The sequence below is a fragment of the Rudaea sp. 3F27F6 genome, assembly GCF_005503555.1.
Lineage (GTDB): Bacteria > Pseudomonadota > Gammaproteobacteria > Xanthomonadales > Rhodanobacteraceae > Rudaea.
On sequence record NZ_SCNG01000001.1, the window covers coordinates 594,736 to 616,826 of the forward strand.

Annotated in this window: 19 protein-coding genes; 5 read left to right on the forward strand and 14 right to left on the reverse strand. The window is 63.8% G+C overall.

Annotation, left to right across the window (positions count from 1 at the left end; translation table 11 throughout):
* Positions 1–495 precede the first annotated feature (495 nt).
* Complete coding sequence (locus FFS30_RS02480) at positions 496–732, forward strand: hypothetical protein (protein WP_137911526.1); 237 nt, start codon at positions 496–498, stop codon at positions 730–732.
* A 94-nt stretch (positions 733–826) separates the two neighbouring features.
* Here the strand turns inward: FFS30_RS02480 and FFS30_RS02485 are convergent, their stop codons facing one another.
* The 8 genes from FFS30_RS02485 to rfbB all read right to left on the reverse strand — a co-directional run bounded on the left by FFS30_RS02485 (position 827) and on the right by rfbB (position 12,217).
* On the reverse strand, positions 827–2,947 hold the full coding sequence (locus FFS30_RS02485) for a S9 family peptidase (RefSeq protein ID WP_137911527.1): 2,121 nt from the start codon (positions 2,945–2,947) through the stop codon (positions 827–829).
* Between the two features lie 79 nt (positions 2,948–3,026).
* A complete protein-coding gene (locus tag FFS30_RS02490) occupies positions 3,027–4,481 on the reverse strand; it encodes a mannose-1-phosphate guanylyltransferase/mannose-6-phosphate isomerase (RefSeq protein ID WP_137911528.1) in 1,455 nt (484 codons plus the stop codon).
* Positions 4,482–4,554: 73 nt separating this feature from the next.
* A complete protein-coding gene (gene rfbD, locus FFS30_RS02495; RefSeq protein ID WP_137911529.1) occupies positions 4,555–5,496 on the reverse strand; it encodes a dTDP-4-dehydrorhamnose reductase in 942 nt (313 codons plus the stop codon).
* Positions 5,493–7,472, reverse strand: coding sequence for a S9 family peptidase (locus FFS30_RS02500; protein ID WP_249352271.1), 1,980 nt, complete (start codon positions 7,470–7,472; stop codon positions 5,493–5,495). The genes rfbD and FFS30_RS02500 overlap by 4 nt, the downstream gene beginning before the upstream one ends.
* A gap of 88 nt (positions 7,473–7,560) precedes the next feature.
* On the reverse strand, positions 7,561–9,519 hold the full coding sequence (locus tag FFS30_RS02505; RefSeq protein WP_137911531.1) for a S9 family peptidase: 1,959 nt from the start codon (positions 9,517–9,519) through the stop codon (positions 7,561–7,563).
* 45 nt (positions 9,520–9,564) lie between these two features.
* Positions 9,565–10,128 carry a dTDP-4-dehydrorhamnose 3,5-epimerase gene (gene rfbC, locus FFS30_RS02510; protein WP_137911532.1) on the reverse strand — a complete coding sequence of 188 codons (564 nt, stop codon included), beginning with the start codon at positions 10,126–10,128 and terminating at the stop codon, positions 9,565–9,567.
* Complete coding sequence (gene rfbA, locus FFS30_RS02515; protein WP_137911533.1) at positions 10,115–11,014, reverse strand: glucose-1-phosphate thymidylyltransferase RfbA; 900 nt, start codon at positions 11,012–11,014, stop codon at positions 10,115–10,117. Before rfbA ends, rfbC begins: the two co-directional genes overlap by 14 nt.
* Positions 11,015–11,164: 150 nt before the next feature.
* The gene (gene rfbB, locus FFS30_RS02520) at positions 11,165–12,217 is read right to left on the reverse strand and encodes a dTDP-glucose 4,6-dehydratase (RefSeq protein ID WP_137911534.1); all 1,053 of its coding nucleotides are present in this window, start codon (positions 12,215–12,217) and stop codon (positions 11,165–11,167) included.
* A gap of 180 nt (positions 12,218–12,397) precedes the next feature.
* On the opposite strand from rfbB, the gene FFS30_RS02525 reads away from it, so the two are divergent.
* Positions 12,398–13,744: a hemolysin family protein gene (locus FFS30_RS02525; RefSeq protein ID WP_137911535.1), complete on the forward strand. Its 1,347-nt coding sequence runs from the start codon at positions 12,398–12,400 to the stop codon at positions 13,742–13,744.
* A 131-nt stretch (positions 13,745–13,875) separates the two neighbouring features.
* On the opposite strand, the gene FFS30_RS02530 is transcribed toward FFS30_RS02525, so the two are convergent.
* Positions 13,876–14,649, reverse strand: a complete 774-nt coding sequence (locus FFS30_RS02530; protein ID WP_137911536.1) for an RNA methyltransferase — start codon at positions 14,647–14,649, stop codon at positions 13,876–13,878.
* A 184-nt stretch (positions 14,650–14,833) separates the two neighbouring features.
* Between FFS30_RS02530 and FFS30_RS02535 the strand changes: the two genes are divergently transcribed.
* Complete coding sequence (locus FFS30_RS02535) at positions 14,834–15,631, forward strand: inositol monophosphatase family protein (RefSeq protein WP_137911537.1); 798 nt, start codon at positions 14,834–14,836, stop codon at positions 15,629–15,631.
* A gap of 109 nt (positions 15,632–15,740) precedes the next feature.
* On the opposite strand, the gene FFS30_RS02540 is transcribed toward FFS30_RS02535, so the two are convergent.
* From FFS30_RS02540 to FFS30_RS02560, 5 genes are all read right to left on the reverse strand, one after another.
* Positions 15,741–17,066 (reverse strand): ABC transporter permease, encoded by a 1,326-nt coding sequence (locus tag FFS30_RS02540; RefSeq protein WP_137911538.1) that lies wholly within the window; start codon positions 17,064–17,066, stop codon positions 15,741–15,743.
* Positions 17,067–17,076: 10 nt separating this feature from the next.
* Positions 17,077–18,237 (reverse strand): FtsX-like permease family protein, encoded by a 1,161-nt coding sequence (locus FFS30_RS02545; protein ID WP_137911539.1) that lies wholly within the window; start codon positions 18,235–18,237, stop codon positions 17,077–17,079.
* Between the two features lie 92 nt (positions 18,238–18,329).
* Positions 18,330–18,632, reverse strand: a complete 303-nt coding sequence (locus FFS30_RS02550) for a GIY-YIG nuclease family protein (protein ID WP_137911540.1) — start codon at positions 18,630–18,632, stop codon at positions 18,330–18,332.
* Between the two features lie 62 nt (positions 18,633–18,694).
* Positions 18,695–19,384, reverse strand: a complete 690-nt coding sequence (locus tag FFS30_RS02555) for an ABC transporter ATP-binding protein (RefSeq protein WP_137911541.1) — start codon at positions 19,382–19,384, stop codon at positions 18,695–18,697.
* A 208-nt stretch (positions 19,385–19,592) separates the two neighbouring features.
* Positions 19,593–20,843, reverse strand: coding sequence for an efflux RND transporter periplasmic adaptor subunit (locus FFS30_RS02560; protein ID WP_137911542.1), 1,251 nt, complete (start codon positions 20,841–20,843; stop codon positions 19,593–19,595).
* 181 nt (positions 20,844–21,024) lie between these two features.
* Between FFS30_RS02560 and FFS30_RS02565 the strand changes: the two genes are divergently transcribed.
* Positions 21,025–21,477: a DUF3052 domain-containing protein gene (locus FFS30_RS02565; protein WP_137911543.1), complete on the forward strand. Its 453-nt coding sequence runs from the start codon at positions 21,025–21,027 to the stop codon at positions 21,475–21,477.
* 72 nt (positions 21,478–21,549) lie between these two features.
* Positions 21,550–21,951, forward strand: coding sequence for a large-conductance mechanosensitive channel protein MscL (mscL, locus tag FFS30_RS02570; protein WP_137911544.1), 402 nt, complete (start codon positions 21,550–21,552; stop codon positions 21,949–21,951).
* Positions 21,952–22,091: the final 140 nt, after the last annotated feature.

Genomic DNA, 22,091 nt, shown 5'->3' on the forward strand with positions numbered 1-22,091 from the left:
TCATTCCCGCGAAAGCGGGAATCCAGCTCTTGCTTTGGTGCTTTTAAGAGCCAAGGCTTCCACTCGTCCTACGGACGAGCGGGTTACTTTCTTTGCTTGCACAAAGAAAGTAACCAAAGAAATGCACCCCGGGAGCCGCGCCGCCTGCGGCGGTTCGCGAGGTCATGCCGGGGTTCGCTCGATGGACATCCGTGCCCATTCGCGAACTCGCGCGCATCCTGCGCGCGACCCTGTGGGCGAATCCGTCATGCCCTCGCCGCGGCTGACGGGGACCCGAGATCAAAAGACAGATCAAAAGCCGCCGTCTACGAAGGTCGTTCTTGCTTCGGCGCGCACGATGCGCGCTGCTCCGGCTTTTCCGGGTCCCCATTACATTGCGGCGGCAGCGGTCGATAAGGCCCGCAGGGTCGGCGCGATGGATCGCGCCGATTCCGCTATTGCACAGGGATGTGCAATTAGCGGAACCCGGCCGCTGACGCGGACCCGGAGCGCAGGATGCGCGTAGGGCGCAATGTTCTGGGGCGGCGTTTCTTTGGTTACTTTCTTGTCGCTGTAGACAAGAAAGTGACCCGCTCGCCCAAAGGGCGAGTGGAAGCCTCTGCTCTTAAACAAACCAAAGCAAAGCAAAAGCTGGATTCCGGCTTCCGCCGGAATGACAAGCCGAAGAAGCAAAGTCGCTGGATGACCAGCCCTACGGCTGTTGAGAGCCCCGCCAAGAGCATGCGGGGATGACGGACAGAGAGCCGAAGCAGGGTGAACGCCAACCCTCTCCCCATTGAAAATCCAGCCCTCAGAGATCGAAGAACAAAACCACTAAATAGTGACGTCAGGGCGCCGTCCACTTCTTCAACCAGGCATTGACCGTATCGTGCCAGAGCACACTGTTCTGCGGCTTCAGCACCCAATGGTTCTCGTCGGGAAACGTCAGCAGCTCGCTCGGAATGCCGCGACGTTGCAGTGCGGTGAAGGCGGCGAGGCCCTGTTCGACCGGAATGCGGAAATCCTTCTCGCTGTGGATCACGAGCATCGGCACGCGCCAGTCTTTGACGTAGTTGACCGGGTTGAATTTCTCGTAGTTCTCCGGCTTGTCCCACGGCGTACCCTTGTTCTCCCATTCGGAGAACCAGAGTTCCTCGGTCGAGTAGCCCATCATGCGGTTGTCGAACACGCCGTCGTGGTCGACCAGGCACTTCCACGGCTGGTTCCACTTGCCGGCGATCCAGTAAACCATGAAGCCGCCGTACGATGCGCCGAGCGCGCAGGCGCGGCCGCCGTCGAGAAAAGTATATTTTTCCTGCGCAGCAGCCCAGCCTTTCTGCAGGTCTTCGAGCGGCTTGCCGCCCCAGTCGCCCGAGATCGAATCGGTGAAGGCCTGGCCGTATCCGGTCGAGCCATGGAAGTTGATCATGACGACGGCAAAGCCCTGGCCCGCATAGGTCTGCGGATTCCAGCGGTAGCTCCAATCGTTGCCGAACGCGCCCTGCGGACCGCCGTGAATCAGGAACGCGACCGGGTACTTCTTGCTCTTGTCGAAACCAACCGGCTTGACCACGTAGCCCTGTACGCTGTCGCCGTTCGCGCCTTTGAAGGTGAACGGTTCGAATGCGCCGGTGTCGACGAAGGCCATCTTGGTCGAGTTCTGATTAGTCAGCTCGGCGACTTTGCCGCCGCGCGCGGCGACGCGGAACAGATCGGCAGGCGTCTTCAGCGTGGCGCGTGAGAACACGATCGTATCGCCCTGCACCGCATAGTCGTGCACCGCGCCTTCGCCGGCGATCTTGGTCGCCTTGCCCGACGCCACGTCGATCGCAAACAGCGGATGCTCGCCGTTTTCGTCGGCAGTCGCGAACAAGGTTTTGCCGTCGGCCGAGAGCTTCAAGCCGCCCGCGGAACGGTCCCATTGCGGAGCGATCTCACGCGTCGCGCCGCTCGTCAGGTCCATCGCCATGATGGCGAAGCGGTCAGCTTCGAAACCCGGACGCTTCATCGCGAGGTAGTACAGCGTCTTGCCGTCGGCGGACGCGACGGGCGCAGTATCCCAGGCGAGATTCGCCTGAGTCAGATTCTTCGGCGCCGCACTGCCGTCGCTCGGCACCGAGTAGATGTCGAAATTCGTCGACCACGGCTCGCTCGTGCCGGCAATGCGCACGCTGAAGTAGGTGGTCTTGCCGTCGGCCGAGAAGGCGAACTCGTCGTCGCCGCCGAACGGCTTGGAGGGAACGTCGCCGTCGATGCCCTGGCTCAGCAGCTTCGGTGCGCCGATTTTTCCGCTCGCATCGACCGGCGCGACGAACAACTGCGAACGGCTTCCGTCGGCCCAAGTGTCCCAGTGACGCACGAAGAGCTTGTCGTAGACGCGCCCGCTGGCCTTGCTCTTTTCTTTGTCGTCGGTGTGCTTTTTCGTGCACGCAATCGGGTCGGCATCCTTCGCGCATGCCTCTTGGATATCGAGCGCGAGCAGCACCTGTTTGCCGTCCGCCGAAAACTTGTAGGCGTTGACGTCGAGGGCGAGTTTGCTCGCCTGCACCGCGGGCTGGCGATGATCGAACTCCGCGTGGTAGGGAACGCCGAGGACTTTTCCGTCTTTGACGTGGGAGTCGAAAGCACCGGCGACTTCCTGGCGCCAGATCTGGCCTTTGTCCTGGTAGTACACCGCGCTGCCGTCCGCCGACCAGCGCGGCGTCATCGCATTGACGGAGGCATCGGTCAGCCGCAGGCTTTCCGCCTTCGGGTTGGTCAGGTCGAGCAACCAGATGCCGTTCTTGCCCTTGTTCTTCTCGTAATCGGTTTCGCGTACCTGGTACGCGACGCGCTTGCCGTCGGGCGAAATCTGCGGATCGCTGACGCGATCGAGCATGACCAGATCGTGGATGCCGAACGGATGCGGCACGGAGGCGGATGCCTGTGCACAGAGGAGCAGCGACACGGCCGCGGCCAACACTTTCATTTCTCTCTCCCGACGGTAGTTTTTGTTTTTGCGCGTCGCTCCCGCGTCCGCGGAAGCGACGGATTTCGAATTCGCGAACTTAGGAAGCCTTGGCCGGCACCGGCACGCGGCCGTAGCGATCTTCGAGACGCACGATATCGTCCTCGCCGAAATAATCGCCGCACTGCACCTCGATCAGGTGGATATCGGTGTCGGTCGGATTTTCCAGACGATGCAGGGTCTCGACCGGGATGTAGCAGGACTCGTTGCGGTTGAGCAGGAATTCTTTGTCGCCGACGCGCACCTTGGCCGTGCCCTGGACGACGGTCCAGTGCTCGCTGCGGCGGTGGTGCAGCTGCAGGCTCAGCACCTGGCCCGGCTTGACCGTAAGGCGCTTGACCTTGCAGTCGCTCTCGTCCTCGAGCACGGTGTAGCTGCCCCACGGGCGGTGCACGGTCTGGTGATGGCGTACGCTGTGATGGTCGTCGACGCGCAGTTGCTCGACGACCTGCTTGACCTGCTGCACGTGCTCGCGATCGGAGACGAGCACGGCGTCGCCCGTATCGACGATGACGAGATCCTTCACTCCGACGACGGCGACGATGCGCTTGTCGCTCTGGATGTAGCAATTCTCGCTGCCGACCACGACGGCCTTGCCGTGCACGCGGTTGCCGGCCGCGTCGGCCTGGGTCGATGACGGAATCTCGCTGACCGCCTTCCACGAACCGACGTCGCTCCAGTCGAAGCCCGCGGCGACGACCGCACGGCGTTGCGCACGCTCCATCACCGCGTAGTCGATCGAGATATCGGGCTGGGCGAGGAAGCTGTCCTTGTCGTACTCGACCGGGCTCTCGTGCGCGCGCGCGCTGGCATGGCAGGCCTGCGCAGCGGCCAGCACGTCGGGGCAGGTCTGCTGCGCCGCTTCGAGCAGGGCGTCGGCGCGGAAGCAGAACATGCCGGAATTCCACACATAGTCGCCACTGGCGAGATATTCCTTCGCCTTGTCCAGGCTCGGCTTCTCGACGAAGGCTTCGATCTGCCTCTCCACGCCGTTGCCGATCGCCGCGCCCTGCTTGATGTAGCCGAAACCCGTGTCGGGATGCTGCGGCGGAATGCCGAAGGTGACCAGCCAGCCGTCCTGCGCGAGCGTCCGCGCACGCGCGACGTCGGCGACGAAGGCATCGACATCGTTGATCAGATGATCGGCGGCGAGGATCAGCAGGCACGCGTCCGCACCGAAATGCTCGCGCACGTGCAGCGCGGCGAGCACGATCGCCGGTGCGGTGTTGCGCCCGGCCGGTTCGAGCAGGAAGCGCATGCGGTCGATGTTCGCGCCCGGATGGCGCGCGTATTCGTCGCGGTTGAGGAAGTAGAAGTCGCGCCCGGTCACGGTGAGCACGTTGCCTTCGCTGGCCACGCGCAGCGCACGCGTCAAGGTCTTGTAGAGCAGCGATTCGCCGTCGGCCATGCGCATGAACGGCTTCGGATACGCGCTGCGCGACACCGGCCAGAGGCGGGTTCCGGCGCCGCCGGAGAGGATTACGGGAATCAACATCGGTACGTCTCCATTTCGACGGCCGTCGCCGGCCGCACATCTTTTCTCGCGGCATCCCCTGACCGCACTCTTTTCACTGGGCGGCGTGGCCGCCGTTTTCGGCCAGTTCGCCGATCACCGCGTCGAGCCCGGACCGCCAATCCGGCAGAACCACGCCGAAGCGCTCGCGCAGCTTCGAGGTGTCCAGCACGGAATAGGCCGGGCGCCGCGCCTTGGTCGGAAAATCCGCGCTGCGGATCGCCGCCACCTCTACTTCGCGCGGGATCAGCCCCGCCGCGGCCGCCCGTGCCACGATCGCCCGGGCGAATCCGCACCACGTCGTCTCCCCGGCCGCAGCCAGGTGATACGCGCCATTGTACCCTGCGCGGCCCGCCGCATCGCCATCGGACCAGCGTTTGAGCACGGCGGCGGTGGTCGCCGCGATCAATCGGCTCGAGGTCGGCGCGCCGTGCTGGTCGTCGACCACGGTCAGGCGGTCGCGCTCGCGCGCCAGGCGCAGCATGGTGCGCAGGAAGTTGCCCCCACGCGCGCCGTAAACCCAGGCCGTGCGCAGGATCAGGTGCGCACAGCCCGCCTCGCGCAGCGCGGTCTCGCCGGCAAGCTTGCTGCGCCCGTAGACGCCGAGCGGCGCGGTCGCGTCATCCTCGCGATATGGCCGCGCGTCCTGTCCGTCGAACACGTAGTCGGTCGAATAGTGGACGACGAGCGCCCCGCTGCGCGCGGCCCAGGCGCCGATCTGGGCCAGCGCTTCGCCGTTGATCCGCGCGGCAAGCTCCGCCTCGTCCTCGGCGCGGTCGACCGCGGTGTACGCGGCCGCATTGACGACGATGTCCCAGGACTCCCCCTGCAGCGCTTGAGCGAGCGAATCCGCGTCGCCGAGGTCGGCACGCAGGCCATCGATGCCGCCCGGCAGCTTGCCGCCACGCGTCGCCGCGGCGAGCGCGCCGAGCGGCGCGAGTGCGCGCTGCAGTTCGAAACCGACCTGGCCGTTCGCGCCGAGCAGCAGGATCTTCATTTTTTCTCCACGGCCTTATTTCCGGAGCCGATATTCTTATCCAGAAAGGCAAGCATTTTCTCGTACAGATCAGCGACGTGCTTTTCGTCGTAGAAACCGTGGCCCTCGGTACGCTCGTAAATCCATTCCGGCGGATTGCCGGCCTTTTCGAGCGCGAGGCGCATGCTCTCGCCCTGCGCCTTCGGCACTCTCTCGTCGGCGCCGCCGACCACGAGCATCACCTTGGCCTTGATCCGGTCCGCATAGCCGACCGGCGAGCGCGCGGCGAGATCGGTCGCGTCCTTGCCGAGCACATTGTCCAGATATCCCTCGGACGAGGCCGAACCGATCAGGTCGCTGCGCCGCGACCACAGATTCAGGTCGTAGATGCCGACGTAACCGATCGCGCAGCGGTACAGGTCCGGCTCCTTGGAGACGCCGCGCAGCGCAGCGTAGCCGCCGTAGCTGGAGCCATAGATGCAGATGCGGCCGGCATCGGCGATGCCGCGGTCGATCGCCCAGCGCGTCGCGTCGGTCACGTCGTCCTGCATCTTGTTGCCCCACTCGCGATAGCCTGCTTTGATAAATTCGCCGTCGTAACCGCCCGAACCGCGGAAATTCACTTGCAGCACCGCATAACCGCGCGTGGCGAAAAGCTGCACGTCGGAGTCGTATCCCCACACGTCGAATACTCCGTACGGACCGCCGTGGACCATGACGACCGTGGGCAGATTCTTCGCCTGCTCCTTGCTCGGCGGAAGGGTCAGATAGCCATGCAGATCGAGGCCGTCGCGCGCCTTCAGGGCGATCGGCTCCATTTGCGCCATCCGGCCCGGCTTGATCCAGGATCTGCGTTCGAGCAGTGCGGTCAGCTTTTTCGTCTCGGTTTCGTAGAGATAGAACACGCCGGGATCGTCACCGCCGCTCGCGAGCAGGATCGCCTTCTTGCCGTCGCGTGTCGCGTTGATGATCTCCACGTCGACGCCCGGAAGCTGCTTCATCACCGAAATGAGCGCGGCCGCTTCGGGCGCGTTCTTGTCGAGCAGGGCCGTCGCCGGCCGGCCCGCATGCGTGCGTATCGCGAAAGCATCGAGGCCGTCGAACGTCGGCACCAGGTAGCCTTTGGCACCGTCGGCCGACGTCCACAAGGTATCGAGCTTGCGCGTCTTGCTGTTCCATTTGCAGATGCTGTTTCCGTTCTTGCAATACGCGTAGACCGATTCATTGCCGCGGTCGAACTGGATCGGCGCGAACGCCTCCGCGTTTCCACCGGCGACCTGCGTCCATTCGCCGTCGGCGGAATCGCGGTAGAACACCTTGCCGATGAAAATCGTGTCGTCGGTACTGCCATAGTACATCCTGATCACGCCCTTGTTGTCGGCGAGAAATTTCGCACCGCGCAGCGGCGAGCTGGACATGCGCACCTTCTTGCCGTCGCGCAGATCGATCTTGTAGGCGGTCGGATTCACATCGCTGCTGTTGCCCGTGCCGAGCCACGGATAGGAGGCGATCAGCGCATGCGTGGGATCGTCACGCAGCGGCGAAATCAATTCTCCCGTCGCGCGCTCGCTCGTCACGACCTGGATATTCGTTCCCGTGGATTGGCGCTCATTGCCTGCGCGCACGCCGAAGATCAGGGCGCTGCCCGTACCGTCCGCTTTCACCGTGTACAGCTCACCGGTGCCTGCCGGGTTGAGCGCGGTGCCGGAATGGACGGTGACCGAGTACATCACGCGATCGGGAGCGACCCACTCGAAACTGCCGACATCCTCGTTGGTGTTGCGCGGATTGACGTTCACACCGCTCTTGTCGGCGAGCCGGATCAGACTCAGCACGGTCTTTTCGCCGACGATGCCGGTAACCGCCACATAGTCCCCATCGGGCGAAATCTTCGCATCTTTGTAGGTAGGGTGCCGCGCCAAGTCCATGACCGGAACTTCCGCGACAACGACACCCGACACCGCGACGAGAAACATCGCCAACCATCCCCTGTTCATCACTTTCACCCCTTGCTCCTTTGATTGAAATACCGTTGACCCACTGGAAAACCCGTTTGGCAAAATTGGGCGACGTACCGGACTCCCGTCACGGCGCGTCCTTCGCTTTACCCACACGCGCGCCCGCACCGATATTGCGGTCGAGGAACGCGAGCATCCTCTCGTACATCTCGGTGCGGAATTTCTCGTTGTAGAAGCCGTGGCCTTCGGTGCGCCGATAGAACCATTCGTGCTCGATCTTGCGTTCGTCGAGCGCCTCGTGCAGGCGCCGTCCCTGATCGGGCGGCACACGCCGGTCCGCACCGCCCACGATCAGCATGACCTTCGCTTTGAGCTTGTCGAGATGCGTAATCGGCGAGCGTGCCGCAAGATCGTTCTTGTCCTCGCCGAGCACTTCGCTCAAATAAGCGCGCCCTTGCTTGCTCTCTTGCACGTCACTGCGCTCGGCGAACGCGTTGAGATCGTAGACACCGGCGCTGCCGATCGCGCAACGGTAGAGATCCGGCTCTTTCACCGCGCCCTCCAGCGCGGCATAGCCGCCATAGCTGATGCCGTAGATGCAGATGCGGTCGGCATCGGTGATGCCTTCCTTGATCGCCCAGCGCGTGGCGTCGGTAACGTCGTCCTGCATCTTGCCGCCCCATTCGCCGACGCCGGCATTGGCAAAGGCGGCGCCGTATCCTTCCGAACCGCGGAAATTCACCTGCAGTACGGCATAACCACGGCTTGCGAGCACCTGCACGTCGGGATCGAAGCCCCATTCGTCGCGGACGAAATACGGCCCGCCGTGAACCAGCACGACGAGCGGCAGGTGCTTCGCTTCGGATTTGCCGGGCGGCCGCGTCAGATAGCCGTGCAGCCGCAAACCGTCGCGCGCGGCGAGTTGGATCGGCTCCATCGGCGCCATCGCATCCGGGTTGATCCAAGGCATCGCCGAGAGCAGCCTCGAAAGTTGCTTGCTCTCGCTGTCATATAGATAGAATTCGCCCGGGTTGACGTCGCCGTCGACGAAGACGATGCGTTTGCGACCGTCGCGGGTCGACGCGCCGAGGCTGACGCGCTCTCCCTGGAAACTCCCGTAGAGGTCGATCAGCATTTTCGCTTCGGGTGCTTTCTTGTCGAGCACGTCGAGCGCAGCTCTTCCGGGCATCCACGTGACCGCGAATACGTCCTTGCGGTCGGTCGTCGGCACGAGTTGCATCGGACCGGACTCCCTGCCGCTCCAGAGCGTGTTCAACTGGTGCGTGGCCAAATCCCAACGGCAGATGCCGCCGACGCCGTTGGCACCATCGCATTCGACATAGACGTTCTTGCCGTCGCGGTCGAAACGCCGCGGCAGGACCGGCTGCTTGTCGCGATTGCGGTCGAAGACGAGCTTCCACTCGGCTGCCGCATCGGCGCGATAGTATACTTTTTGCTTCCAGTCGGTGCCGACACCCCAGGAGACGCGCACGTTGCCTTCATTGTCGGCAAGGAATTCGGCGTTGCGCAGAGGCGCTTTGGCAAGCAGTTCGGTATGGCCGTTGCCAAGGTCGATGCGATGCGCTTCGGCCTGGGTGTCGTAGGATTCACGGCTGCCGTAGCGCACGCGCGAAATCAGCGCGTGCTTGGGGTCGTCGGGCAAAACAGAAATCAGCTCGCCGACCACATAACCCATGCCGCGCTGACCGCCGTAAAGCAGTTTGTGGTGGTCGCCATCGGCGTCGACCACATAGAGTTCGCCCGTCGGATACGGTGCCTCGCGCCGCACGCTCTGCTCGCCCGTGGTGTACATCACCTGATGCGGTGCGACCCACCAGAAGTCGCTCACTTCACTGTCTTCGCTGGCGCTCAGGTTGACGCCCTTCAAATCGCTGACGCGCATCAGCGAGAGCACGGCCTTGCCCTTGATGACCGAATTCGCCGCCAGATAGTCGCCATCCGGCGATATCTTCACGCTGCGAAATTGCGCATGGCGCGCAAAGTCGGCCAGCGGCACTTCCGCTGCCGCGGCCGTGCCGGCGAAAAAGAAAACGAAAAGCCCCCTACCCCATTTCCCCACACGCATGCCGCTTCCCCTGGCGATGCCCCGAACGCCGCCGTCCGCTGGGCGTCAAACCGGCGGAGTATAGCCCGGCAACTTTTCCGCGGGCACGTCGCGCAGGAACGGCGCCTTCGCGTCCTTCTCCGAGAGCTGCGGCGCGCTGAGCGGCCAGTCGATCGCGATGTCGGCGTCGTTCCAGCGGATGCCCGCGTCGGCGGCGCCGTCGTAAAGCGCGGTGCATTGATAGGTGAAGGTGGCGTAGTCCGAAAGCACGGCGAAGCCGTGGGCGAAGCCTTCCGGTATCCAGAAATGGCGCTTGTTCTCGGCGGTCAGCACGGCCGCGGCCCAGCGACCGAAGGTGGGCGAGCCGCGGCGCACGTCGACGGCGACGTCGTAGACCTCGCCCTCGACCACGCTGACGAGCTTGCCCTGCGGATTCGGCCACTGATAGTGCAGCCCGCGCAGCACGCCGCGCGCGGAGCGCGACACGTTGCTCTGCACGAAGCGGCGATCGATGCCGGCATTTTTATACTTTTCCGCGTTGTAGCTTTCGTAGAAATAGCCGCGCGCGTCGCCGAATACCTGCGGCTCGATGATGAAGCAGCCCGGCAGGTCGGTCTCAATCCATTTCATTCTTGCGCCCTTGCTTGGCCAACTGCTGCAGATACTGTCCGTAGCCGTTCTTCGCGAGCGGCGCGGCGAGACGCAACACCTGCTCGGCGTCGATCCAGCCGCTCAGGTAGGCGATCTCCTCGGGGCAGCAGACCTTGAGGCCCTGGCGGTTCTCGATCGTCTCGATGTAGTTCGAGGCTTCGGTCAGCGACTCGTGCGTGCCCGTGTCGAGCCACGCATAACCTCGTCCGAGCTTCTCGAGCATCAGCGAGCGGTCGTCGAGATAGCAGCGGTTGAGGTCGGTGATCTCGAGTTCGCCGCGAGGCGACGGTTTCAGCGCGGCGGCGAAATCGCTCGCCCGACCGTCGTAGAAATACAGGCCGGTCACGGCGTAGTTCGACTTCGGCTGCTTCGGCTTTTCTTCGAGGCCGGAGACCTTGCCGTCGGCGGCGAACTCAGCCACGCCGTAGCGCTCCGGATCGCGCACCCAGTAACCGAATACGGTCGCACCGTGCTCACGCGCGGCGGCGCGCCGCAGTACTTCGGTGAGGCCGTGGCCGTAGAAGATGTTGTCACCGAGGATCAAGCAGCTCGGCTTCGCATCGACGAAGTCGCGCCCGATCAGATAAGCCTGAGCGAGTCCGTCCGGCGAAGGCTGCACCGCGTAGCGGATCGAGATGCCCCACTGCGAACCGTCGCCGAGCAGGCTGCGGAACAGCGCCTGCTCGTGCGGCGTGTTGATCACGAGCACGTCGCGGATGCCGGCGAGCATCAGGGTCGACAGCGGATAGTAGATCATCGGCTTGTCGTAGACCGGCAACAGCTGCTTGCTGACCACCTGGGTCAACGGATACAGGCGCGTGCCCGAGCCACCTGCGAGGATGATGCCTTTTTCCGTTTTTGCCATTTTATACAAATCCAGTAAAAGCGCTTTAGCCACGGATTACACGGATGAACTCGGATAGAGCAACTCAAAAACCTTCAAATTTTATCCGCACATATCCGTGTTCTTTGCTCTTCATCCGTGTAATCCGTGTCGAAATCTTTTGCGTTTCTTTCAACCCGCGCCGAGACGTTCCATGCGATAGCTGCCGTCGAGCACGCGCTGCGCCCAGGTTTCGTTGGCGAGATACCAGTCGACGGTCTTGGCGATGCCGGTCTCGAAACTCTCCGCGGGCTTCCAGCCGAGTTCGCGCTTGAGCTTGGACGCGTCGATCGCGTAGCGACGGTCGTGGCCGGGACGGTCCTTGACGAAGCCGATCAGCGACTCGCGTTTGGCGCCGCCTGCCAGCGGCCGGCGCTCATCGAGCAGGGCGCAGATCGTTCTGACCACGTGGATGTTCTCGCGCTCGGCGTCGCCGCCGACGTTGTAGACCTCGCCGGGCCTGCCCGCGTCGAGCACGCGGCGAATCGCGCTGCAGTGGTCGCCGACGAACAGCCAGTCGCGCACGTTCTTGCCGTCGCCGTAGACCGGCAGGGTCTCGCCGACGAGCGCCTTGTGGATCATCAGCGGGATCAGTTTTTCCGGAAACTGATACGGGCCGTAGTTGTTCGAACAGTTCGTCGTCAGCGTCGGCAGTCCGTAGGTGTGGTGGAACGCGCGCACGAGATGGTCCGACGACGCCTTCGACGCGGAGTACGGCGAGTTCGGCGCATACGCCGTCGTTTCGCTGAACTTGCCCTCGGCGCCTAGTGAACCGTAGACCTCGTCGGTCGAGACGTGCAGAAAGCGGAACGCCGACTTCTCCGCCTCGCCGAGCGCGCGCCAATGCTTGATCGTCGCTTCGAGCAGGCCGAGTGTGCCGACGACGTTGGTGTGGACGAAGGCCGCCGGGCCGTCGATCGAACGGTCGACGTGCGACTCGGCGGCGAAATTCACGATCGCGTCGGGCTTGTGCTCGGCGAGCAGCTTGCCGACGAAATCGCGATCGCCGATGTCGCCCTGGGCAAAGACGTGGCCCGGATTGCCGTCGAGCGGCGCGAGCGTGTCGAGATTGCCGGCATAGGTCAGCTTGTCGAGATTGATCACGCGATGGCCGTCGCGCACGGCGTCCAATACGAAATTGCCGCCGATGAAGCCGGCGCCGCCGGTGACCAGAATGGTTTTCATGCCGTGGAATCGTCTCGTTGCGCCGCGGAAGCAAGGCTGGGTCGGACATTTTAGCCCAGACCCGCGACCCAACGGCCATTCGCGAAGCCAAATACTTGATTTGGCTAAATTTGCAGCAGCGCAACGAAGCGCCGGGCACGGGCCTGCTACACTGCGATTCGATTCCCCATCCGCTGCGGAATGATTACCGAAGTCGTCCTGGTCGTTTTCCTGGCCCTGCTCAACGGTTTCTTCGCCTTGAGCGAAATGGCGTTGATGACCTCGCGCAAACTGCGCCTCAAACAACTCGCCCAGACCAGCCGGCGCGCCCAGGTTGCGCTCGAACTCGCGCAGCAGCCGGAAAAATTCCTGTCCACCGTGCAGGTCTTCATCACCCTGCTCGGCATCGGCACCGGTACCGCCCTCGGCGCCACGATCGGCGCGGAAATCGCGCGCTGGCTCAATGCGCTCGACCTGCCCGGCCTCGCCCAATATGCGTTGCCGCTCGGCGTCGCGCTGAGTATCTCGGGCATCACCTTCGTCAACATGCTGCTCGGTGAGCTGATTCCGAAACGCCTCGCCCTCGTCGCGCCGGAAAAGTTCGCCACGTCGGTCGCCATCCCGATGCGCGCGCTGACCTGGCTGGCCCTGCCGTTCGCGTTTTCGCTGAGTTGGATCACGCGCAAACTGCTGCAGTTGTTCCGCGTCGGCCAAGCCAGCGAAGCGCGCGTCAGCGAAGAGGAAATCCGCCTGCTCGTGTCCGAAGGCGCCGAACAGGGCGTGATCGACTCGGACGAACACAATATGGTCAACCGCGTGCTGCGCCTCGGCGACCGCAGTGTCGATTCACTGATGACGCCGCGCCCGCGCATCGCCTGGCTCGACGTGACCGCGCCGCTCGCCGAGAATCTCGCGGTGATGCGCGAGTCCTCGCACTCGCGCTACCCGGTCTATCGCGGCAGCGACCAGGACGTGCTCGGCATCCTCGAAGTGAAAAACCTTATCGAGGTGCTCGAGTTGCGCCAGGGCGGCGAGCCGAAGTTCGATCTGTTCCGCACCTTGGCCAAACCGGTCTACGTGCCCGGCGCCGCGCGCGCGCTCGACCTGCTCGAAGATCTGCGCGATGCGGCGACGCCGATGGCCTTTATCGTCGACGAATACGGCGACATCGAAGGTCTCGTCACCCTCAACGACCTGCTCGGCGCCGTCGTCGGCAAGGCCGCGCTGCCCGCGATCGAGGCGCGCCCCGGCGACGACGCACCGATCGTCACGCGCGATGACGGCAGCTGGCTGATCGACGGGGCGCTCGGCATCGACGATCTGCACGAACTGACCGGCATCGTCACTCTCCCGCACGAAAAAGACGACGACTACCGCACCGCGGCCGGCATGGTCATCGCGCAGTTCGGCCGCATTCCGGCCTGCGCGGAACACTTCGATTGGTCGGGTTTCCGCTTCGAAGTCGTCGACCTCGACGGCGCACGCATCGACAAGATCCTCATCAGCCGCCTCGGCGAGGCGACGGCGTCTGCGGACGAGACGGGTTGAAGGCAGGGATTAGAGATTCGGGATTGGGGATTCGGCAGAGCCAACGACGTCTTCGCGCTGGCGCAAGAAAAAAGTGCCGGGATGCGGATTTTCCGAATCCCGAATCCCCAATCTCGAATCCCGGCTCCTCCCTAATCCCGGCTTTTAACCATCCTCGCCATTCTCTGCGCATCGTCAAAAATGCCGCGCAGGATACGCACCTCGCGCTGGTCGAGGCTCGCGTGCTGAAATAGCTTGCGCAGGCGCTGCTCGATCGTCACGGGCGAGCGGCCTTTGTGGAAGTCGATGTCGTTGAGCGTCTGGAACAGATGGCCGAAGAAATACTCCATCTGCTCGGCCGTGGCCGGCGGATCGGATTTCGGAGCCGCTTTGTCGATCGGCCGCGCTTCCAACTGCGCCAGTCGAAGCTCGTAAGCCAGCACCTGCACGGCCTGAGCCAGGTTGAGCGAGGAATAGCTCGGGTCCGCGGGAATATGCACGGCGGCATGGCAGCGCATCAGTTCCTCGTTCTCCAGGCCGGTGCGCTCGTTGCCGAACACCACGGCCACCTCTCCCGCCGCCTCGCCCACGCGCGCCGCCGCGTCGCGCGGCGCGATCTCGGGCAGGGACACGCCGCGCCGGCGCGCGGTGCAGCCGAGCACGAAATTGCAGTCGGCGATCGCCTCGTCCAGGGTCGGCACGACGACGATGTTTTCGAGCACGTCGTCCGCGCCTGCGGCCATCGCCGTGGCGTCGGCGTGCGGATACTTGTGCGGCGCGACCAGCACTAGACGGGTGAAACCCATCGTGCGGATCGCGCGCGCCGCGGCGCCGATATTGCCGGGATGCGAGGTGCGGACGAGGACGAAACGGATATTTTGCGCGCCGGGCGACGCAGGCTGCGGGTTGGAAACGGGCACGGACATGAAACCTGATTTTGCTGTTTTTCGGATGCCGCCATTATGCGCGAAGCGGAATCGCGCGAAGCGCGCCGGCCTCCGGCGGCCGCCTCGGCGCTAGGCCGCAGGCCTCCGGCGTGATAATCTACGCGGTCGCGCAGGCCGCTGGCCTGACGTGTGTTCTTTACCAGCCATCGATCGGAGTTCCACCATGCCACGCCCCGCCGTCAATGTCGCGGTCAAGGCCGCGCGCGCCGCCGGCAATATCATTCTGCGCCATCTCAATCGCGTCGAGGGGCTCAACGTCGAGGAAAAATCGCGCCACGACTACGTCAGCGAAGTCGACAAGCTGGCCGAGGCCGAGATCATCAAAGAACTGCGCCGCGCCTATCCGGATCACGGTTTTCTCGCCGAGGAATCGGGTCAGAAAGGCAAGACCAACAAGGTCTGGATCATCGACCCGCTCGACGGCACGCACAATTACCTGCGCGGTTTTCCGCATTTCTGCGTGTCGATCGCTTTCCGCGATCACGGCGACCTCGTCTACGGCGTGGTCTACGATCCGCTGCGCGACGAAATGTTCACCGCAAGCAAGGGCGACGGCGCCTTCCTCAACGACCGCCGCATCCGCGTCACCCGCCGCGACAGCCTCAGCGGTGCGCTGCTCAGCACGGGCTTTCCGTATCGCCAGCGCCGTCACCTAGGCGCACAGCTCGACATGACCCGCGCGCTGCTCGGCGAGGCCGAGGACATCCGCCGCACCGGCTCGGCCGCGCTCGATCTCGCCTATGTCGCCGCCGGACGCCTCGACGGTTATTTCGAGACCGGCCTGTACCCGTGGGATATGGCCGCGGGCATCCTGCTCGTACGCGAAGCGGGCGGCCAGTGCAGCGATTTCGCCGGCAACGCCGGCATGCCCGAGAACGGCAACCTGATCGCCGGCAATCACTTCGTCGCCGCGGCGATGGCCAAAGTGATCTCCGCACACTCTCCGCCGACCCTGCTCTAACAACCGGCTTTCCACATTCCGCGTATGCGGATAAGAGACCCGGCGCCAGTCTTTCCGCCGCCGCACGCAAACGCGGCGGCGGCGAATCGATGCGGGATATTGCGCGAGTCTAAGACTCGCGCAACGCCGTGGTCACCGGCAGACGCGCGGCGCGCAGGGCCGGATAGAGGCCGCCGATAAAACCGATCGCGAGCGCCCACTTGATGCCGGTCCACAGCACCGACGGCGCAACCTGGAGCTCGAACATCAGCTGCCCCGTGGTGCCCGCGGTCATCGTCGAAGCCGTATAGCCGTTGAACACGAGCCACGCAATCAGGCCGCCGAGCGCGCCGCCGATCAGGGCGAGCAGCATGGTCTCAAGCATGATCGCAACCACCACAGGCACACCGCGGAAGCCGATCGCGCGCAGGGTGGCGATTTCGCGCGCGCGCGTCGCGACTGCGGCGAACATGGTGTTGAGTGCGCCGAAGATCGCACCGATCGCCATGATCGTGCCGACGACGTAGCCGATGGCGCTGATCATCTTGGTCGTACCTTCGCTCTGCTTGCCGAAGTAGTTCGCGGTCGTGTCGACGTCGACGGTGAGGCGCGGGTCGGAAGTCAGCGCGGCCTTGAACGGCTCGAACGCAGAAGCGGAGGTCAAACGCACGAACACCGAGCTGCGGCTGTTGCTGCCGTTCGGGCGATAGGTCGAACCGACCACGTCGCCGTCGCCCCACAGTTCGGATTCCATCGCGTCCTTCGACTCGAAGACGCCGACGACCTTCCAGGTCTGGTTGCCGAGCTTGATATCGTGATCGACGTCGAGCCCTGCGTACTGGCGCTGCGCACCCTTGCCGACGACGAGTTCGCGCAGACCCGGAGTGAACTTGCGCCCGGCGATGATCTTCGCGTTCGGACGCACCTTCCAGGCCATATCGCCGACGCCGCGCAGAGTCACGCTGCCGACGTCCTGCTCGGGATCGCCGCCTTTGATCGGCAGATTCGCCGCGACGACGAGTTCGGGCGAAGCGATCGGCTTGCCCGCTTCGTCCTTGGCGATGCCCGGGGCCTGCTCGATGACCACGGTCGCATCATGGCCGAGTACCGAGGACACCTCGGAGGCCGACGCGCCGCGCATCACGATTGCCGCATCTTCGCCGCCGCTGCGGCGCAGGGTTTCGCTGTAGCCGTTCGCCATTGCGAGCATGGCGACGAGCACCCCGACCACGCCGGCGATGCCGACCACGATGACCGCCGAGGAACCGAGACGCTGGCCGATCGTGCTGACGCCAATGCCGGTCACCTGCGCCGCTTGCTGGCCGCGCCGGGTCAACAGCATCCACGCGCCGAGCAGAATCACCAGCGCGATCAAGCCCTGCCACGGCAGGCTGAGGAAAACGAACACGCCGACAAGAACGACGACGAGGGTGAGAAGACCAATCAGGAATTTCATATGTTTCTCCTCAGCGTCCGGCCAGTGCGTCGACGATATTCAGGCGCATCGCGCGCAGTGCCGGCAGCGCACCGATGACGACGCCGATCGCCAGTGCGAGTGCCAGCCCGAGCAGCCAGCTCTTGGGACCTACGGCCGCGCCCGTGATCATGCCGCCGCTCATCTTCGGCAGCGCCGCTCCGATCGCGGTCACCAGCCCGATGCCGACGATGCCACCGAGCAGCAACAGCAATATCGACTCCGCGAGCACCATGCCGAGCACGCTGCCGTTCGAGAAGCCGATGGTCTTGAGCACGGCGAGTTCGGAGGTGCGTTCGCGCACCGCCTGCATCATCGTGTTACCGGTCAGCAGAATCAGGGTGAAGAACACCGCGCCCATGATCGAAGTGACGATCAGGCCGATGTCTGCGAGCTGCTTGATCCAGTTGCGCGTCGCCGCCTGTTCGGTCTGGGTCTTGGTCTCGTGATCGGAATTGGCCGACAGCGCATCGATCGCCTTGGCCACGCGGTCGGCGTCGTTGACGTCCTTGACCCGGCTGATGTACCAGCCGACCTGACCGCGGTTGTACGGCGTGGTCTCGTCGAAATTCTTCCAGTGCAGCAGGATCATCTGACTCTGGAAGGCCTTGTCGTTCTCCGACTTCATCACCCCGCGCAGGTTGAAGCTCCAGTTCTTCGAGCCTTCCTTGTTCGGGAATATCTGCGACTGCAGCGGAATCTTGTCGCCGATGTTCCAACCGTACTTTTTCACCAGCACCTCGCCGACGAGCACGCCGTTGAGATCTTCGTTGTAGGCTTTCATCTGCGCGGGATCGACACTGACCTCGGGATAGATGTCGAGATAGTTGTCGCTGACCGCGAAGGTGAATATCTGATTGTGCGGGTCTTGATAGGCGCCGCCGAACCAGTTCGCGTGAGCGACGTCCTTGACCCCGTCGATCGCGCCGATGCGCGCGAGCAGGGATTGCGGCAGCGGCTGGATGAAGGACAACTTCGCCCCGGTCTGCAAACGCTCGGCGCCGTTCGCCGACTGCCCCGCTTCCGCGAACGATACGCGCACCGCGTCGAGCAGGCCGAACAACAGAAACGCCGCGATGATCGACACCAGGGTCAGGATCGTGCGCGTCTTGCGGCGGAACAGCGCCGCCCAGATGAGATGTAGATATTTCATGACAGCTTCTCGATACGTTGAAGTCCAGTCGGACATGGGACGGCAAGCTCGTCATTCCCGCACGCTTCTGGCGGGAATCCAGCGCCTTCTCTTTACTCTCCGGCCACGATTTCCGAATACAAATCACGCCAATACGGATTGCTCTTCTCGATCAAGCGGATTTTCCAATTCCGCTCCCACTTCTTGATTTGCTTCTCGCGCAAAATTGCCTCTTTCATGCCGACGTGAAGCTCGAAGTAAACGAGCAGGTGCGCCTGATATTCCTTGCTGAATCCTGTGATCACATCATTTCGATGTTGCCAAACTCGCTGCACCAGATCGCTGGTGACGCCGACATACAAAGTGCCATTGCGCCGGCTCGCGAGGAGGTAGACAGCAGGCTGCTTTTCCTTCATCGCAAAGCAAAACCAAAGTCACTGGATTCCCGCCAGAAGCGCGCGGGAATGACGATCAAAAGCTAAGCGTGCTCGGCCTGCTCGACCAGGGTGCCCTTGTCGAGGTGCAGGGTATGGCTCGCGTACTCGGCTGCCTTCGGGTCATGGGTGACCATGACGATGGTCTTGCCGTGCTGGCGGTTGAGTGTCTGCAGCAAGCCGAGCACGTCCTCGGCGGACTGGCGGTCGAGGTCGCCGGTCGGTTCGTCGCAGACCAGCAAGGTCGGATCGGACACGATCGCGCGTGCGATCGCGACGCGCTGCTGCTGACCGCCGGACAGCTCGGTCGGCTTGTGCCCCGCGCGCTCGGCGAGGCCGACGAGCTGCAGCGCGATCGCCGCATTCTTCTTGCGCTGCGCCGCGCCGAGCTTGGTCAGCAGCAACGGCAGTTCGACGTTCTTCTGCGCCGACAGCATCGGCAGCAGGTTGTAGAACTGGAAGATGAAGCCAACGTTGGATGCGCGCCACTTCGCCAACGCGCCCTGGTTGAGATTGTCGATGCGCTGGCTGCCGACGCTGATCTGACCCTGGGTCGGCGAGTCGAGCCCGCCGATCAGATTCAGCAGGGTCGTCTTGCCCGAGCCGGATGGCCCCATCAGTGCAAGGAAATCGCCCTGCGCGATGTCCAGATCGATGTGATGCAGCACTTCGACTTTCTGCTTGCCGCGTTCGTAGGTCTTGCTGACATTGCGGATTTCGACCAGCGTGCTCATGCATTGCTCCTGTGCTTTTTGTCTTTACCTTCTCCCGCCGGGAGACAGGTGGCGCGAAGCGCCGGATGAGGGAAAAGCCTCTGCTCTCGCAACTTCGTTACAAACTGCGGCGCTCTTCCCCAGCGGTTTTTCAGGCACCTTCTCCAAGAAGAAGGGAAGAACGCTCTTTCGACGTTTCAGCGATGCCGGTTTCGACATCCGCAGACGATTATTTCGCCGCTTTGATTTCCACTTTCGCGCCGTCGGCCATGTCCGCGGGCGGCTGCTTGACCACGCGTGTGCCGGCGGCGATGCCTTCGACGAGGCGCAGGTCGTTGTAAGTCTGTCCCGGCGCCACCGGCTTGGCGCGCACGCGGTCGGCGTCGAGCGCGTACACCGTGTCCTTGCCCTCGCGCTTGACGATGGCCGAGCCCGGCACCAGCACGCCCTTCGGCGGCGGCGCATTCGCAGTCTTCGGCGCGTCTTCGAAGAACGACACGCGCGCGCCCATGTCGGGCAGCACGCGCGGGTCCTTCGCGTCGATGCCGATGCGCACTTTCACCGTGGCCTTGCCGCGGTCGGCGGTCGGGATGATCGCGACCACATGCGACGGAATCTTCCAGTCCGGATAGGCGTCGAGCACGGTCTGCGCCGGCTGCTTCGGCACGACGCGGGAAATGTACGACTCGTTGACGTCGACTTCGATCTCAAGCGATTCCATGTCGACGATCGTGCCGACGCCCGTGCGCGTGAAGCCGCCGCCGGCCGACAGCGGCGAGACGATTTCGCCGACCTGCGCGGCCTTGGCGGTGACCATGCCGGTGAACGGCGCGCGCACCGTGCAGTAATCGAGCTGGACCTGCGCGGCCTGCACGTTGGCCTGCGAAACCTCGACCTGGCGACGCTGCGCGGTGACCGCGGCGAACTGCGTGTCGACCTGGGTGCGCGCGAGTTCGAGCGACTGGGTCGAGGCGAGCTTGCGCGCAACGAGATCTTCCGCGCGCTTCAAATCGCGCTGGTTCTGCCCGAGCTGCGCCTGATACTGGGTCAGTTGCGCCTGCGCGGCGCGCAAACCGGCCTGCGCTTGATCGAGCCCGGCGCGCCATGCGGTGCTTTCCAGGCGCGCGAGCACCTGGCCTTTCTCGACGCGGTCGCCCTCCTCGATCAGCACCTCGGTCAAGGTGCCGGTGATCTGCGCCGACACGGTCGCCGAGCGGCGCGCGGTCACGTAGCCGGTCGCCTGCAGCACCGAGGTATCGGCACCGCCCGCGCTCGGCGCGACCGCCGTCGCGGCCTCGACCTCGAACGACTTGGCCCCGTTGAAGAAGAAATACCAGCCTGCGCCGACGGCAGCGATCAGCGCCGCGACGGCGACCGCGGCGATCCACGACCACGGCGAACGGCCGCCGACATGATCATCGCGATGCTCCTTGCCGATGCGCAATTCATTGAGCAGGTCCGATTTGTCCATGATCCCCATCGCGATTGCCTTCAACCTCAAAGTTTGCCATAGACTGCCGCGACGATGATTCGCGCGACAGGGAAAATCCTCACGTATGCGCAATGACAATTGTCAGATTCCCCCGCCCCCAGGCCAGGACTGAGGCGCAGCGCGCATCCGCCTTCATTGTTTACGACGAACGGACGACCCCGATTTCGACATGCCCAGACCCGCTGCCCCGACAACCCCGAGCGAGAACGCTTCGTCCGCATCGACCGCGGGCTATTCAGGCAAACCGCTGTCGCAAAAACTGGGACTGAAAGCCGGGCAGCGCGTGCGCCTCGTCCGCGCCCCGGCCGACTATTGGACTTTATGCGGATTCGATGCCGGCGAATTGACTCTGATTGCGCGCAACAACCAGGCTTTCGATTTCGGCCATATCTTCGCCACCGAGCGCGTCGAACTGGAGCGCGAGCTGCCCGCGCTGACCGCCGCGCTCGACCGCGGCGGCATGCTCTGGGTGTCGTGGCCGAAGAAGGCCTCGAAGGTGCCGACCGACATCGGCGAGGACACGCTGCGTGAGCTGATCCTGCCGCTCGGTCTGGTCGATGTGAAGGTCTGCGCGGTGACCGCGGTCTGGTCCGGGCTCAAATTTCTGCGGCGGCGTGAATAGGATCACATATCCGCCTTGGTGTAGATTACGTGCGCAGTAGCATCCTCATCCACCCTGCAAGGAGATAGCACCATGAGTCTGGCTACCGAGTTCAAAGCATTCATCCTGCGCGGCAACGTGGTCGATCTCGCCGTCGGCGTCGTGATCGGCGCGGCGTTCGGCAAGATCGTCACGTCGCTGGTCGACAACGTGATCATGCCGCCTATCGGGCTGCTGATCGGCGGCATCGACTTCTCCGCCTGGAAATGGATACTCAAGGCCGCCGGGCCGGACGGCAAGGGCGAGGTCGCCATGCAGGTCGGCGTCTTTCTCAATACGATCATCCAGTTCCTCATCGTCGCCGCGGCGATCTTCCTCGTCGTCAAGCTGGTCAACCGTATGACCAAGAAGGCCGAAGAGGCGCCCGCCGCGCCGCCCGAGCCGACGCCGACCGAGAAGCTGCTCACCGAAATCCGCGACGCCTTGAAGAAATAACCCGCATACAGTTTAATGAAGGGCGCAGCTTCACCGCTGCGCCCTTTTGTTTTTCCGGCAATGGAATCGCGCCCGACCCGCTGGCCACCCGGCCTCGCGGCGAAGTGGCACTACAAGACGTCCGGTGGACTTGCCATTCT

Bases quoted from the DNA above. Each gene is read 5' to 3' on its own strand.
- FFS30_RS02530 (WP_137911536.1), bottom strand. From the start codon at position 14,649: ATGTCCGTGCCCGTTTCCAACCCGCAGCCTGCGTCGCCCGGCGCGCAA.
- rfbB (WP_137911534.1), bottom strand. From the start codon at position 12,217: ATGAAAACCATTCTGGTCACCGGCGGCGCCGGCTTCATCGGCGGCAAT.
- FFS30_RS02505 (WP_137911531.1), bottom strand. From the start codon at position 9,519: ATGCGTGTGGGGAAATGGGGTAGGGGGCTTTTCGTTTTCTTTTTCGCC.
- FFS30_RS02540 (WP_137911538.1), bottom strand. From the start codon at position 17,066: ATGAAATTCCTGATTGGTCTTCTCACCCTCGTCGTCGTTCTTGTCGGC.
- FFS30_RS02535 (WP_137911537.1), top strand. From the start codon at position 14,834: ATGCCACGCCCCGCCGTCAATGTCGCGGTCAAGGCCGCGCGCGCCGCC.
- FFS30_RS02490 (WP_137911528.1), bottom strand. From the start codon at position 4,481: ATGTTGATTCCCGTAATCCTCTCCGGCGGCGCCGGAACCCGCCTCTGG.
- FFS30_RS02545 (WP_137911539.1), bottom strand. From the start codon at position 18,237: ATGAAATATCTACATCTCATCTGGGCGGCGCTGTTCCGCCGCAAGACG.
- FFS30_RS02560 (WP_137911542.1), bottom strand. From the start codon at position 20,843: ATGGGGATCATGGACAAATCGGACCTGCTCAATGAATTGCGCATCGGC.
- FFS30_RS02500 (WP_249352271.1), bottom strand. From the start codon at position 7,472: ATGAACAGGGGATGGTTGGCGATGTTTCTCGTCGCGGTGTCGGGTGTC.
- FFS30_RS02565 (WP_137911543.1), top strand. From the start codon at position 21,025: ATGCCCAGACCCGCTGCCCCGACAACCCCGAGCGAGAACGCTTCGTCC.
- FFS30_RS02525 (WP_137911535.1), top strand. From the start codon at position 12,398: ATGATTACCGAAGTCGTCCTGGTCGTTTTCCTGGCCCTGCTCAACGGT.
- FFS30_RS02555 (WP_137911541.1), bottom strand. From the start codon at position 19,384: ATGAGCACGCTGGTCGAAATCCGCAATGTCAGCAAGACCTACGAACGC.
- rfbD (WP_137911529.1), bottom strand. From the start codon at position 5,496: ATGAAGATCCTGCTGCTCGGCGCGAACGGCCAGGTCGGTTTCGAACTG.
- rfbA (WP_137911533.1), bottom strand. From the start codon at position 11,014: ATGGCAAAAACGGAAAAAGGCATCATCCTCGCAGGTGGCTCGGGCACG.
- FFS30_RS02480 (WP_137911526.1), top strand. From the start codon at position 496: ATGCGCGTAGGGCGCAATGTTCTGGGGCGGCGTTTCTTTGGTTACTTT.
- FFS30_RS02485 (WP_137911527.1), bottom strand. From the start codon at position 2,947: ATGAAAGTGTTGGCCGCGGCCGTGTCGCTGCTCCTCTGTGCACAGGCA.
- FFS30_RS02550 (WP_137911540.1), bottom strand. From the start codon at position 18,632: ATGAAGGAAAAGCAGCCTGCTGTCTACCTCCTCGCGAGCCGGCGCAAT.
- rfbC (WP_137911532.1), bottom strand. From the start codon at position 10,128: ATGAAATGGATTGAGACCGACCTGCCGGGCTGCTTCATCATCGAGCCG.
- mscL (WP_137911544.1), top strand. From the start codon at position 21,550: ATGAGTCTGGCTACCGAGTTCAAAGCATTCATCCTGCGCGGCAACGTG.